Below are 13,308 nucleotides of genomic sequence, written 5' to 3'. Positions count from 1 at the left end.
CCGCCTGTTTGAATGCCCGGCGGCTTTCCCTCCCGACCACGGTTAGAGACATGGCTATCGACGACGAGAATGACGATATCGAGCCGACCGGGCGAGACAAGGTTCTCGACCGCCGGCGGCGCATTCTCGGCGCGATCCGCACTGCCGCGATTGACGAATTCGCGGAAAAGGGTCTGGTCGGCGCATCGACCCAAGGCATTGCGCACCGTGCCGGACTGACCAAGCCTCAGCTGCATTATTATATTTCCAGCAAGGAAGAGCTCTACGAAGACATCATCGTCTTCATCCTCGACCAGTGGGAAGATATTTTCCTCGATGCCAGCGCCGAGGATGATCCGGCCAAGGTGATCCGCCAATATATCCGGGCCAAGCTCGCTTATAGCCAGAAGAACCCCAAGGCATCGAGGCTTTTCACCACCGAAATCGCCAATGGTGCGCCCTATCTCAGCCGCCACTGGAACAAGCATGTCGCAGCCACCCACAGCGCGGTCAAACTGATCCAGTCATGGGTGGATGACGGGCGCATCAAGCCAGTCGATCCGCTGTTGTTCCAGATGCATATCTGGGCCGTGACGCAGCATTATGCCGATTTTGAAACGCAGGTGCGTAGCATGATGGAAGTGGGCGAGGACGTTCCGCTGGATTTCGAGCGCATCGAAAAGGAAGTCTCGGCGCTGTTTCTGCGCGCATGCGGGCTGGAGTAATTATCGCAGCCCTTCGAGTTCTGCGATGCGCGCGGCGCTATCCTTTTCCAGCATGCGCGTCATTTCGCGGATAAGCGTTTCGGCCAGTACAAACAGGGCCGCCGACGAATCCCAGGCAGAGGGCACCGCCGTGCGACCCGCCAGAACATGGCGCGCAACGCGGGCAATCGGCGACAGCCACTGGTCGGTGACAAGAATAACCTCGACACCCCGCGCCCGTGCTTTTTCCGCCAGCGCCAACAGGCTGTCCTGATAGCGGCGAATGTCGAAAACGACGAGCACATCGCGTTTTCCCATATCCAGCAACCGGTCGCGCCAGACACTTTCCTGACCGCCGAGATGAAACACTTGCGGGCGGATGATCGTCATATGCGCCGTCATATATTGCGCGATGGGATCGGTGAACCGGCCCCCGATCAGATAAATATTGCCCTTGGCATTCGACAGTGCGGCCACCGCCTGCTGCAACTGTCTGGCGCCAAGATGCCGAAATGTCTCGCGGATATTTTCCTGTGTGTGCTCTACCGCCGGATAGGCCGTATCGGGGGCTTTGTCCGGATTTTCATTGCGGTGGTGCGGCGATTGTAATTGCGCCGCAAGTTCGTTTTGCAGATGCGCCTGAAACTCGGGATAATTCTGGAAACCGAGCCGGTTTACAAAGCGCAGGATCGTCGGCGAGCTGACGCCCGCCTGCGCTGAAAATTCCGCCACCGTCTTCAATCCGAGTATCGGATAATTGGCGATCAAAGTCTGCGCTGCGGCCCGTTCGCCGGCAGGCATCGTATCGATCCGTTCATTGATGCGTTCGGCAACGCTGGTGTTTTCCGGGGCGCTTTCCGGCACGATATTTTCCATCCCGATACCCAATTCAATTCGGGCAAAATTGTGTTTGACAAATTATCATACGACGTATCAAATAATCCGCAATAGCGCATAATTTTAAAAAACGTAACATAAGTTACAGCGCGGGGAACAAACAAAATGGCGGACGAGCGAGAGAAACGCCCGGCTTCGCATGAGCCGGTTTTTGTCGTCAACGAAACAGGGTCAAGCCCCTGGCTTTTCGTTTGCGAACACGCCTCCAACCATGTGCCGGACGGTTTCGACGGCCTGGGGCTGGGGGAGGATGCCCTTCGCGCCCACATCGCCTGGGATCCCGGAGCGGTGGAGGTTGCCCGACATCTCAGCGCCGCGCTCGATGCGCCGCTCGTAGAGTCGTGTCTGTCGCGCCTGCTGATCGATTGTAATCGCCCGCTCGATGCGCCGGACCTGATCCCCGAAATCAGCGAAATGACGGTCATTCCCGGCAATCACGAGCTGAACTCGCTGGAGCGCACCGCGCGCATCGACCTGTCGCATCGCCCGTTTCATGCCAGGATCGAACAGCTTATTGCGGCGCGCGCCGCACGCGGCTTTCCGTCATGGATGGTCACGATCCATTCGTTCACGCCGGTCTATCGCGCCATATCGCGCCCATGGCATGTCGGCATCATCCACGATGCGGATGACCGGGTTGCAGCGCCGCTGATTGCCGCACTCAAGCAGGACCAAACGCTCAATGTCGGCGTCAACGAGCCTTATGCGCCGTCCGACCGCGTCTATTACACGCTGGAGCGCCATGCGCGCCCGCGCAATGCGCCCTGCGCCATGATCGAAATCCGCAATAACGAAATCGCCGATGCAAAGGCTCAAAGAGCATGGGCCGAGCGGCTGGCGCCGATATTCAGCCGGATTGGCGAGACGCTTTGCCCCGCAGCGCAACCGAACGGAACGAAGAACTGAAGGAGAGGGAAATGCCCAAGCCGATCAGGCTTTTCGTCAAATATGTGGATGCGCTGAATTATCGTGTCGGGCGCTTTTCGATGTATCTGCTTTTCGTGCTGGCGGCTTGCCTTCTCTATTCCACCTTCTCGCGGGTTGCTTTCGGCGTGCCCGTCAACTGGGTCCTTGAAATGTCGCAGTTTCTGCTGTCGGCCTATTATCTGCTCGGCGGCGCCTATGCGATGCAACAGGGCGCGCATGTCCGCATGGACCTCTTTTTCGACCGTCTGCCCCCGCGCAAAAAGACGCTGACCGACCTGATCACCATTCTGTTCATCGTGTTTTATCTCGGCGTCATGGTGATGGGCGGCATTTCTTCCACGAATTACGCCATCGTCTATGGGCAGAAGAATTATACCGCCTGGGCGCCTCCGCTCTGGCCGATCAAGCTCATCATGACGACCGGCATTTTGCTCCTGCTGCTGCAATGCCTTTCCAACTTTTTCAAGGACTGGGCATCGCTGCGCGGCCAGCCCATCGACACGCTTGCCGGTCCGGCCATTGAGGAGGGCCATCATATATGAGCTCTGAACTCATAACACTTTTTATGTTCGCCACAATGATGGCGCTGCTGATGACCGGTCAGCGGGTTTTCGGCGTCATCGGCTTTGTCGGATCGCTGGCGGCCCTGCTCCTTTGGGGCAAAGGCTCGTTTGAAATGCCGTTCAACGCGACCTTCGCGGTCCTGAACTGGTATCCGCTGATCACCGTGCCGTTCTTCGTGTTCATGGGCTATATGCTGTCGGAATCCGGCATTGCGAGCAATCTCTATCGCATGTTCCATGTCTGGTTCGGCGGCATACGCGGCGGTCTGGCGCTCGGCACCATCGGATTGATGGTCATCATCTCCTGCATGAACGGCCTCAGCGTTGCAGGCATGGCCATTGGGGCGACCGTGGCGCTGCCGGAGCTTCTCAAGCGTGGCTACAACAAGGTCATGGTCACCGGCGTCATACAGGCAGGCAGTTCGCTCGGCATCCTCATTCCGCCCAGCGTCGTGCTGGTGCTTTATGCGATGATCGCTCGCCAGCCGGTGCTGCAACTCTGGCTGGCTGGCATCGGCCCCGGCCTGTTGATGGCGGCACTTTTCGCGATCTATATCTATATCCGCTGCCGCCTGAACCCGGAACTTGGACCAGCCCTGCCAAAAGAAGAGCTGGAGAAATTCAGCTGGAGCGAACGCTTTTCCGTGTTGCGCGCCGGTCTGCTGCCGCTCGTCGTCTTCGGCGCGATGATGGGCCTGTTCCTGACGGGCATTACCAGCCTGGTGGAAAGTGCGGCGGTCGGCGCTTTGCTCGCCACATTGGCGGCGCTGTTCACCGGGCGTCTTAACAAGCAGGTGTGGGAAACGACGTCCCGCAACAGCCTGACCGTCACCTGCATGTTCCTCTGGATCATTCTCGGCGCGCTGTGCTTTTCGTCGGTTTATGACGGTTTGGGCGCCGTCAAGGCAATCGAGAAGATCCTTCTTGGCACATTCGATCTGTCGCCGTGGACCATTCTCATCCTGATGCTGCTGTCGTTCATTCTGCTCGGCATGTTTCTGGATGATACGGCCATGCTGGTTATCGTGGCGCCGCTCTATATTCCGCTGGTCAAGAGCCTCGGCTTCAATGCGATCTGGTTCGGCATTCTGTACACGATCACCTGCCAGATTGCGTATATCACGCCGCCTTTCGGGTACAATCTCTTCATGATGCGAGCGCTGGCACCCAAGGAAATCACGCTGATCGACATCTACAAATCCATCGTGCCGTTCTTCTTCCTTATGGTGCTGACGATCATCATCTTGATGATTTTCCCGCAAATCGCGTTGTGGCTGCCGAACTGGTACACAGGACGATGAGGAACGATGGAGGAAATACGAATAATCCGGTGACAAGAGTCCGAATGGACCGGCCCGGCTCATGTGAAAGGGTGAACTTCAAACAAACGGGAGAATGGGCATGAGCGAGAATAACAAGCTTAATAAACGTGACTTTCTCAAGAAGGCCGGACTGACGACGGTTGGAGCATTGGGTGCCAGCACACTTGCGACGCCCTATGTCAAAGCACAAAGCCCGATCAAGTGGCGATTGCAGACCTATGCAGGCCCGGCACTGGCCGAACATGTCATCAAGCCGTCGATTGACGCCTTCAACAAGGCGGCGAACGGCGAAATGACAATTGAACTTTACACCGCTGACCAGCTGGTGCCGCAGGGAGAACTCTTCCGCGCCGTGCAGTCGGGCACCATCGATGCCGCGCAAAGCGATGACGATTCCATGGCATCGCCCGTCGATGTCGCGGTGTTCGGCGCTTATTTCCCCTTCGCTTCGCGCTATAGCCTCGACGTGCCGACACTCTTCAACTGGTACGGGCTGAACGAAATCTGGGAGGAAGCCTATAAGGAAATTCCCGGCGTCACCTGGCTGAGCGCCGGTTCGTGGGACCCCTGCAACTTCGTCACCACAAAACCGATCCGCAGCGTTGCCGATTTGCAGGGCCTTCGCGTCTTCACCTTCCCGACAGGCGGTCGCTTCCTGACCAAGTTCGGCGTGGTGCCTGTCACGCTGCCATGGGAAGATATTGAAGTCGCCATCCAGACCGGCGAACTCGACGGCGTGGCCTGGTGCGGCGCGACCGAGGCCTATACCGTTGGCTGGGCGGATATCAACAAGTACTACCTCACCAACAATATCAACGGCGCATGGGCCGGTTCCTATTTCGCCAACACCGAAAAGTGGGATGCCGTACCGGAACACCTGAAAGCGCTCTTCAAGCTGGCGATGGATTCCTCGCACTACTACCGTCAGCATTGGTACTGGTGGGGCGAAGCGCATTACCGCACTACCGGCGGCAAGCTGGAACTGACCACCATTCCGGAATCGGAATGGAAGCAGATCGAAGATGCGGCACAGGAGTTCTGGGACGACATTTCCAAGCAGAGCGAGCGCAACGCCAAGGTCGTGGCCATTTTGAAGAAATATCAGGAAACCATGCGCAATGCCGGAGCGCCGTATCGCTACAGCTGACGGTGAACATAACGAACCAGCGAGGGATCGGAGGCTTACGGGAAAGTCTCCGATCCCGGTCTATCCTTTCATGCTTTGAGGAGCAGGCATATAAATGGCCGGACAATTGACTTTCGACGCGCTGAAAACAGCCGTTTCCGCCGGAGAGATCGACACCATTCTGGCCTGCATCGTGGATATGCAGGGACGCCTGATCGGCAAGCGTTTCTATGCGCCGTTCTTCGTGGAATCCGCCTATGACGAAACGCATGGCTGCAACTATCTCCTCGCCGACGATATCGACATGGAACCGGTGCCCGGCTATGAAGCCGCCGGTTGGGACAAGGGTTATGGCGACTTCGTCATGAAACCCGATCTTTCCACCATCCGGCTTGCGCCATGGCTGGAAAAGACCGCCCTCGTTCTTTGCGACGTGCAGGACCATCACCATGACGATCTCGCCCATTCGCCGCGCGCTATTTTGAAGAAGCAGCTCACCCGCCTGCAAGAGCGCGGCTATCGCGCTTATTTTGCCTCCGAGCTCGAATTCTATCTCTTCGACGAGACCTACAAGACCGCCCGCAACAAGCACTGGCAGGCCATGGAAACGGCCTCGCCCTATGTGCAGGACTATGTGATCCACCTCACCACCAAGGAAGAACCGGTCCTGCGCGCCATGCGCAATCAACTAGCCGCAGCCGGAATTCCGGTTGAGAATTCGAAAGGCGAATGGGGTCCGGGTCAGGAAGAGCTGAATGTGCGCTATGCCGAAGCGCTGGAAATGGCTGACCGGCATGTGATCATGAAAACGGCGATGAAGGACATTGCCGAGCAGCATGGCAAATGCATCACCTTCATGGCGAAGTATGATTACAGCAAGGCTGGCAGTTCCAGCCATGTGCACAATTCGATCTGGAGCGCTGACGGCAAGGAATCGCTGTTCTTTGACCCGAAGGCGCCACATACGATGACTCCGCTGATGCGGTCATGGGTGGCCGGACAGCTGAAATATGCAACCGACTACACCTATTTCCTCGCGCCCTACATCAATTCCTATAAGCGCTTTCAGGCGGGCACATTCGCGCCCACCAAGATCATGTGGAGCGAGGACAACCGCACCGCAGGTTTCCGGCTTTGTGGTGCAGGCACCAAGGGCATTCGCATCGAGTGCCGCATCGGCGGGGCCGATCTCAATCCTTATCTCGCCTTTGCGGCATTGATCGCTGCTGGTCTTCAAGGGATCGATGAGAAGCTTGAACTGGAAGAACCTTTTGTCGGCGATGCCTATGGCGCGGTGAAGCTGAAGGAAATTCCCTACACGCTGCGCGAAGCAGCGCTTGCGCTTAAGAACTCGTCTTTCCTGAAGGAAGCACTCGGTGAGGAGGTGGTCAGCCATTATGTCCACACCGCCCATTGGGAGCAGATCGAATATGACCGCCGCGTCACCGATTGGGAATTGCATCGCGGTTTCGAGCGCTACTGACCGTCCATGGATATCCAGAATGAGCTATGAAGGACCTGCCCAATGAGCGGCACTGCGAAAATCATCTCGCCTATCGACGGTTCGGTCTATGCCGAGCGCCCTTTTTTGAGCGAAGCCGCCATTCAGTCCACCGTTGCGGCGGCGCGAACGGCACAAGCCGCCTGGGCTGAACTGAGCATTGCGGAGCGGGCGCGCTATTGCCGTGCCGCGCTTGCAGCGCTTGCCGCCATGCAGGACGAAATCGTGCCGGAGATTGCCTGGCAGATGGGTCGCCCGACTCGCTATGGCGGCGAAAATGGCGGCGTGCAGGAGCGCGGTCAGTATATGATCGATATTGCCGCGGAAGCGCTGGAACCTTATCTACCCGCGCCAAAGGACGGTTTCCGCCGCTATGTCAAACATGTGCCGCTTGGCGTCGTGCTGGTGATCGCGCCGTGGAACTATCCGTATCTTACTGCCGTCAACACCATAATCACAGCCCTGATGGCGGGCAATAGCGTCATCCTGAAACATGCGACGCAGACGCTTCTGGCGGGCGAGCGCTTCGCCCAAGCCTTTGAGAAGGCGGGGCTTCCCAAGGGTGTTTTCCAGAATGTGGTTCTGGATCATGCCTCCACCGAAAAACTGCTGGCTTCCGGCACGGTCGATCATGTGAATTTCACGGGGTCGGTCGGCGGCGGACGGGCGATTGAAAAGGCTGCCGCAGGCACCTTCATGACCATGGGGCTGGAGCTTGGCGGCAAAGACCCGGCCTATGTCCTGCCGGACGTCAATCTCGATCATGCGGTCGCCAATCTGGTGGACGGTGCCTTCTTCAATTCGGGCCAGTGCTGCTGCGGCATCGAGCGCATCTATGTGCATGAAGATGTCTATGATCGTTTCGTGGACGGTTTCATCGATCTGACCCGCCAATATGTCGTCGGCAACCCGCTGGACGCTGGTACAACGCTCGGCCCCATGGCGCAGGCGCGTTTTGCCGATCTTATCCGCGAGCAGAAGGCCGAAGCGCTGCGCAAGGGTGCCAAGGCGCATGTGAACATGAAAGTTGAAAATGACGTCGCCGGCTCACCCTATATCGCGCCGGAAGTACTCACCCATGTCGATCACCAGATGAGCGTCATGCGCGAGGAAAGTTTCGGCCCCATCGTCGGCATCATGAAGGTACGCAACGATCAGGAAGCGCTCGCTTTGATGAATGACAGCATTTATGGCCTCACCGCTTCGCTATGGACGACGGACACGGACCGCGCGGCAACGCTCGGCGACCGCATCCAAACCGGAACTGTTTTCATGAATCGCTGCGACTATCTCGATCCGGGCCTTGTCTGGACCGGCGTTAAGGATACCGGCAAAGGCGCTTCCCTTTCGCCCATCGGATACGGCAATCTGACCCGGCCTAAATCCTTCCACCTGCGTGAAAAAATCTGATCTGACCCCTGTTCTGCCCCACTTTGAAAGCAATCGATATGACGACACTGACCGCTAAATGGAACTTCCCGACCACCGTTCTTTTCGGGCCGGGGCGCATCAAGGAACTGCCTGCTGTTCTGAAGGCGGCAGGTATCGCGCGCCCGCTTTTCGTAACAGATCCGGGTCTCGCGAAACTTCCCGTGGTTGCTTCCACGCTGGCCGTTCTCGATGCGGCAGGTGTGCAATATGGCGTCTTTTCCGATGTGAAGCCTAACCCGGTCGAAAGCAATCTCTATGCGGGCGTCAAGGTTTTTCAGGACGGCAAACATGATGGCGTCATCGCCTTTGGTGGCGGTTCTGCGCTCGACCTTGGCAAGCTGATCGCCTTTCAGGCGGGCCAGACGCGCCCGGTCTGGGATTTCGAGGATATTGGCGACTGGTGGACCCGTGCCGACAGCAACGCCATCGCGCCGGTGATTGCCGTGCCAACCACCGCTGGAACCGGCTCGGAAGTGGGCCGCGCGGGCGTGTTGACTAATGAAGCGACGCACACGAAAAAGGTCATTTTCCACCCGAAAATGCTCCCGGTCACGGTCATTGCCGATCCCGAACTTTCCACCGGTATGCCGCCTTTCATCACGGCAGGAACCGGCATGGATGCACTGGCACATTGTCTTGAAGCTTATTGCGCGCCGGGCTTTCACCCAATGGCGGATGGCATCGCTCTCGAAGGTATCCGCCTTGTGTTCGAAAATCTGCCCCGGGCCTATGCCAACGGCAACGACATTGAAGCCCGCGCCAATATGATGGCCGCAGCCGCGATGGGCGCAACCGCTTTTCAGAAAGGGCTCGGCGCGATCCATTCGCTGTCGCACCCGATTGGCGCGCTCTACGACACCCATCACGGCATGACCAACGCCGTTTTCATGCCCTATGTGCTGCATCATAACCGCGCCGCTATCGAAAAGCGGATTGAACGCCTTGCGGATTATCTCGGTATCAAGGGCGGATTCGACGGCTTCGTCGCTGCCATCATGAAACTGCGCAAGGACCTCGGCGTGCCGGACACATTGCCGGAATTCATCAAAGGGCTGGAGATGGACAGCGCTCGCAAGGACCTGATTGCAGAGATGGCAATCGTTGATCCGACGGCTGGCGGCAACCCGATTGAGCTTACCAAGGAAGGCGCGCTGAAGCTTCTGGAAAGCGCCTTGTCCGGCAAGAATTGACCGGCGGCAATTCCCGCAAAACTGTGTAACGTTTTGCTTGCAAGAAAAATATAGACAGCTAATAGTTAGGCCGACAAAACAAGCATCGCACCGAAGCGGGGGGCGATGCATCTGGAGAGCGGGTTCTTGGGGAGGAACCCGCTCTCCTTTATTTTAGAGCACATCCCGAAAAGTGTGAAACGGTTTTCGGATAAGATGTGTGTTAAAACAAACAGTTAGAGTGCCGATCTGATACAATCGGATCGAAACGCGCTCTGACGTCAGTCATTGGCTCGATAATCAGCGCGGGTAATGCCGTGACGTTGCATCTTGTCGTAAAAGGTCTTGCGCGGAATGCCGAGCGCCTTGATCGTTTCCTGCACATTGCCGCTATGAGCGGCAAGCGTTTCGCGGATCAGCGTTTCTTCATAACGCTCCAGACGTTTCGGCAAAGGTTCCTGATCATCCGCCACGGAACGGCCTACGCCATTGGAAGATGAGACGCCAAGCGCCACCCGGTCAGCAAAATGCGCCAGTTCACGCACATTGCCCGGCCAGACATGGCTCATCAGATGGCGATGCGTGGCGGCGTCAACCACCGGTACATCGCGATTGAAGCGCTTTGCCGCGCGCGTCAAAAAATGCGCAAAAAGCAGCGGAATGTCCTCGCGGCGCTCCCGCAGCGGCGGTATCGATAGCGTCACAACATTGAGCCGATAGTAAAGGTCTTCACGAAAATCGCCGCGCTGCGCCGGATCGCCGAGATCGATCTTCGCGGCAGCCACCACGCGCAAATCGACCGGGCGGATTTCATTGGTACCGAGCGGGGTAATCTCCCGCATTTCTAGCACGCGCAGCAGTTTTACCTGCGTTGCGGCTGGCATGCTTTCAATCTCGTCGAGAAACAGCGTGCCGCCGCTTGCATGTTCGATGCGTCCCAGCCGCTTTTTCTGCGCGCCGGTGAAGGCACCCGCCTCATGGCCGAACAATTCGCTTTCAATCACAGTTTCCGGCAGCGCGCCGCAATTGAGCGCAACGAAATTGCCTTTGCGACGGCGGCTCCAATTGTGCAGCAGTTGTGCCACGACCTCCTTGCCGCTGCCGGTTTCGCCCGCCACCAGCACATCCACGTCTGTATCCGCAATATCGCGCAGTGTGCGGCGCAGGTTTTCCATCACGGACGTCTGGCCGATCAGCGGCAGATCGCCTTCGGCGTCGATTGCAGCGGCGCGCAAGGCGCGGTTTTCAAGCACAAGCTGGCGCTTTTCACCGGCGCGTCGAATGCTGTGCACCAGCCGGTCCGCAGCAAAAGGCTTGGCTATAAAATCATAGGCGCCATCCTGAATGGCCTGAACCGCCATCGGAATATCACCATGACCGGTGATGAGGATCACCGGCAGATCGGGATCGATGCCCTTGATCCGCGTAAAAAATTGCAGCCCATCAATCTGCGGCATCCGCACGTCGGATACGATCACGCCGTCAAAATCCGCCGTCACATCGGCCAGCGCGTCCACGGCACTGCCATAATCGGCGACGGAAAAACCGGCAAGCTCCAGTGTCTGCCGGGTGGCGCGGCGCAATGCCCTGTCATCATCGACCAGGATAACGGAGTGAGGAGGGTTCATCATGCTTTTCTCAATTCGACGCGGAAGACTGTGCCGTCGGCACTGCTTTCCGCAGATATGGTTCCGCCATAATCGGTGACGATTTCCTTGACGATCACCAGACCAAGGCCGAGGCCCTTTTCCTTCGATGTATTGAAGGGCGAAAACAGGTTGTCGCGAATATGCTGCGGCATGCCCGGTCCGTTATCGGACACGGTGACCAGCACCGTCTCGCGCTGTTCTGTTGCGCGCACTTCGATGCGTCCGTCATTGCCTTTGAGTTCCACCGCCTCCAGCGCGTTCTGGAACAGATTGATGAGCACCTGTTCCAGCCGAAGCGAATGTCCGACAACGCGCAGATCGGGCGGCGGCAATTCGATATCCAGTTGATCCATCCGACCGGAAAAACGGCTGCGCAGCAGCACAAGCGCGCCCGATATGACCTGACTGAGCGGTGTCGGCTCCGAAGGTGAACGTCCCTTGCGGGCAAGGGCCTTCAGGTCGCCGGTGATAGTGCCGATACGATCGGTCAGCGCGGCGATTTCATCGAGATTCTCGGTTGCGGCCTCCAGCCGCTTTCGTTCGATGAACGTCTTCGCATTGTCCGCATAGGCCCTTATCGTCGCGACCGGCTGATTGATCTCATGCGCAACACCCGCCGCCACTTGCCCCATAATGGCGAGACGGTTAGCGTGGACGAGATCCTGCTGCACGCCCTGCAACATGGATTCCGTGCGATGGTGGTCGCTGATTTCAGCTTCCAGCCGGTCTCGCGCAAGACTGAGATCGCGGGTGCGTTCTTCTACGCGTTGCTCCAGTTCCTGTTGCGTGCGCGCTGCCGCTGCGATGCGCGCCACCACCTTCTGCCGCCTGCGCAACAACATCCCGGCGATGGTCGCAATGGCCGCCAGAATGATGAAGGCAATCAGCCGCGCCTCGCGCACCGCGCCTGGAATCTGCGGCTTTGTCGGCGCCATGCTGTACATCTGCCAGGGCGTGGACGGCACCGTGGAATGAATAGCCAGAAACTGCGTGCTGCGCCCCTCGCCGGGCATTTGCGCATTCATCAAAAGCACATCGCCCTCGCCCACCGCCTTCATAGACAGCGGCAAGGGTTGCAGCGGCACATCGCCGAATTGCAGACTGTCACGAATAGATTGAGACTGTTCCAAACCGATGCGGCCTATGGTCATGAAGCGCCAGGACGGAAGGCTGGTTATCAGCGCGATGTTGCGTTCGTCGGTCACGAAAGTCGGACGGCCCGCATTGCGCCAGTCCTGCTCCAGATCGTCGAATTCCAGTTTGACGACGATGACGCCGAGCGGGCCCGAAGACCCATCGACGCGCCGCGAGATATAAAGGCCGGGGCGGAAACTCACATTGCCGAGCGCAAAATATTCGTCGCCGCCATTGGTCAGGGCATCCCGAAAATAGGGCCGGAACTTGTAATCATTGCCGACAAAGCTGTCCCGCTCGCGCCAGTTGCTGGCCGCAATCGCGATCCCGTCCATCCCCACCAGATAGATCACCGCCGCCTGCGTGCCATCCGCGAGCGTCTCCAGCTTTCGGTTTGCGGGGTCTATCGTCGCCACCGTCTTGTCCAGAAGTGCCGACGCCAGCTCCCGATCCTTTGAAAGCACAAGCGACAAGGCGCGTTGCTTGTCGAGAACAGCGCGCAGCAGCGCTGTATTCAGATTGGCATCAATGCGCGTCTGCTCGCTCAAGTCCTCGACGGCGCGCTCATGCGCCGTGTTGCCAACCAGCCAGAATGCCAGCGCGAAGAACACGGCGCAGATGAGCGCAAACAGAGCCCAGGCCCGGCGATTGGCGGCTCGCAGATCCGCTTCATCAATGATTGGGGACACCAACTTGTTCATCAAATCAATGTGCGATATTTCGCACAAATTGAAAAGAAGAATGTGTAAAAATTCACACAATACTGAGTAACGCTACCCCTGCCCATGGTATAATATCCATAGTTTTCAATCGGATAAGTACGCGCTCACAAACTTGGCACGGACATTGCAATTAGAACCTCCAACAGCGGTTGAGCGCCGCTGAAATCCAGGACTGAAAGGCTCG

General features: G+C 57.8%; 11 protein-coding genes. 8 read left to right on the top strand and 3 right to left on the bottom strand.

The features are described 5' to 3' along the window. The first annotated feature begins 50 nt into the window (after nt 1-50). A complete protein-coding gene (locus WIX40_RS07445) occupies nt 51-704 on the top strand; it encodes a TetR family transcriptional regulator C-terminal domain-containing protein (RefSeq protein ID WP_121538219.1) in 654 nt (217 codons plus the stop codon). Here the strand turns inward: WIX40_RS07445 and WIX40_RS07440 are convergent, their stop codons facing one another. Continuing rightward, complete coding sequence (locus WIX40_RS07440; protein WP_371834124.1) at nt 705-1,559, bottom strand: MurR/RpiR family transcriptional regulator; 855 nt, start codon at nt 1,557-1,559, stop codon at nt 705-707. A gap of 126 nt (nt 1,560-1,685) precedes the next feature. Here WIX40_RS07440 and WIX40_RS07435 point away from each other — a divergent pair, with 126 nt between their 5' ends. The 7 genes from WIX40_RS07435 to WIX40_RS07405 all read left to right on the top strand — a co-directional run bounded on the left by WIX40_RS07435 (nt 1,686) and on the right by WIX40_RS07405 (nt 9,640). Beyond that, nucleotides 1,686-2,486: an N-formylglutamate amidohydrolase gene (locus WIX40_RS07435; protein ID WP_140023921.1), complete on the top strand. Its 801-nt coding sequence runs from the start codon at nt 1,686-1,688 to the stop codon at nt 2,484-2,486. A gap of 11 nt (nt 2,487-2,497) precedes the next feature. Beyond that, nucleotides 2,498-3,049 carry a TRAP transporter small permease subunit gene (locus tag WIX40_RS07430; RefSeq protein ID WP_109367173.1) on the top strand — a complete coding sequence of 184 codons (552 nt, stop codon included), beginning with the start codon at nt 2,498-2,500 and terminating at the stop codon, nt 3,047-3,049. After that, nucleotides 3,046-4,371, top strand: coding sequence for a TRAP transporter large permease (locus WIX40_RS07425; protein WP_109367172.1), 1,326 nt, complete (start codon nt 3,046-3,048; stop codon nt 4,369-4,371). The genes WIX40_RS07430 and WIX40_RS07425 overlap by 4 nt, the downstream gene beginning before the upstream one ends. 100 nt (nt 4,372-4,471) lie before the next feature. After that, complete coding sequence (locus WIX40_RS07420; protein ID WP_109367171.1) at nt 4,472-5,539, top strand: TRAP transporter substrate-binding protein; 1,068 nt, start codon at nt 4,472-4,474, stop codon at nt 5,537-5,539. 94 nt (nt 5,540-5,633) lie between these two features. Next, nucleotides 5,634-7,001 carry a glutamine synthetase family protein gene (locus tag WIX40_RS07415; RefSeq protein WP_109367170.1) on the top strand — a complete coding sequence of 456 codons (1,368 nt, stop codon included), beginning with the start codon at nt 5,634-5,636 and terminating at the stop codon, nt 6,999-7,001. 42 nt (nt 7,002-7,043) lie between these two features. Continuing rightward, a complete protein-coding gene (locus tag WIX40_RS07410; RefSeq protein ID WP_339439598.1) occupies nt 7,044-8,429 on the top strand; it encodes an aldehyde dehydrogenase family protein in 1,386 nt (461 codons plus the stop codon). Between the two features lie 38 nt (nt 8,430-8,467). Continuing rightward, nucleotides 8,468-9,640 carry an iron-containing alcohol dehydrogenase gene (locus WIX40_RS07405; protein ID WP_109367968.1) on the top strand — a complete coding sequence of 391 codons (1,173 nt, stop codon included), beginning with the start codon at nt 8,468-8,470 and terminating at the stop codon, nt 9,638-9,640. A 260-nt stretch (nt 9,641-9,900) separates the two neighbouring features. Here WIX40_RS07405 and WIX40_RS07400 read toward each other — a convergent pair whose 3' ends face one another. Both WIX40_RS07400 and WIX40_RS07395 read right to left on the bottom strand, forming a co-directional pair. After that, nucleotides 9,901-11,247: a sigma-54-dependent transcriptional regulator gene (locus tag WIX40_RS07400; RefSeq protein WP_109367967.1), complete on the bottom strand. Its 1,347-nt coding sequence runs from the start codon at nt 11,245-11,247 to the stop codon at nt 9,901-9,903. Next, a complete protein-coding gene (locus WIX40_RS07395; RefSeq protein ID WP_109367168.1) occupies nt 11,247-13,103 on the bottom strand; it encodes a sensor histidine kinase in 1,857 nt (618 codons plus the stop codon). Before WIX40_RS07395 ends, WIX40_RS07400 begins: the two co-directional genes overlap by 1 nt. Nucleotides 13,104-13,308 lie beyond the last annotated feature (205 nt).

It is taken from the genome of Ochrobactrum teleogrylli, from assembly GCF_037482325.1.
Classification (GTDB): Bacteria; Pseudomonadota; Alphaproteobacteria; order Rhizobiales; family Rhizobiaceae; genus Brucella; species Brucella teleogrylli.
This window is presented reverse-complemented; position numbering and strand designations above follow the sequence as displayed.

Excerpts from the sequence above, each read along its gene's own strand:
- WIX40_RS07445 (WP_121538219.1), top strand. The coding sequence starts at position 51 with ATGGCTATCGACGACGAGAATGACGATATCGAGCCGACCGGGCGAGAC.
- WIX40_RS07440 (WP_371834124.1), bottom strand. The coding sequence starts at position 1,559 with ATGGAAAATATCGTGCCGGAAAGCGCCCCGGAAAACACCAGCGTTGCC.
- WIX40_RS07435 (WP_140023921.1), top strand. The coding sequence starts at position 1,686 with ATGGCGGACGAGCGAGAGAAACGCCCGGCTTCGCATGAGCCGGTTTTT.
- WIX40_RS07430 (WP_109367173.1), top strand. The coding sequence starts at position 2,498 with ATGCCCAAGCCGATCAGGCTTTTCGTCAAATATGTGGATGCGCTGAAT.
- WIX40_RS07425 (WP_109367172.1), top strand. The coding sequence starts at position 3,046 with ATGAGCTCTGAACTCATAACACTTTTTATGTTCGCCACAATGATGGCG.
- WIX40_RS07420 (WP_109367171.1), top strand. The coding sequence starts at position 4,472 with ATGAGCGAGAATAACAAGCTTAATAAACGTGACTTTCTCAAGAAGGCC.
- WIX40_RS07415 (WP_109367170.1), top strand. The coding sequence starts at position 5,634 with ATGGCCGGACAATTGACTTTCGACGCGCTGAAAACAGCCGTTTCCGCC.
- WIX40_RS07410 (WP_339439598.1), top strand. The coding sequence starts at position 7,044 with ATGAGCGGCACTGCGAAAATCATCTCGCCTATCGACGGTTCGGTCTAT.
- WIX40_RS07405 (WP_109367968.1), top strand. The coding sequence starts at position 8,468 with ATGACGACACTGACCGCTAAATGGAACTTCCCGACCACCGTTCTTTTC.
- WIX40_RS07400 (WP_109367967.1), bottom strand. The coding sequence starts at position 11,247 with ATGAACCCTCCTCACTCCGTTATCCTGGTCGATGATGACAGGGCATTG.
- WIX40_RS07395 (WP_109367168.1), bottom strand. The coding sequence starts at position 13,103 with ATGAACAAGTTGGTGTCCCCAATCATTGATGAAGCGGATCTGCGAGCC.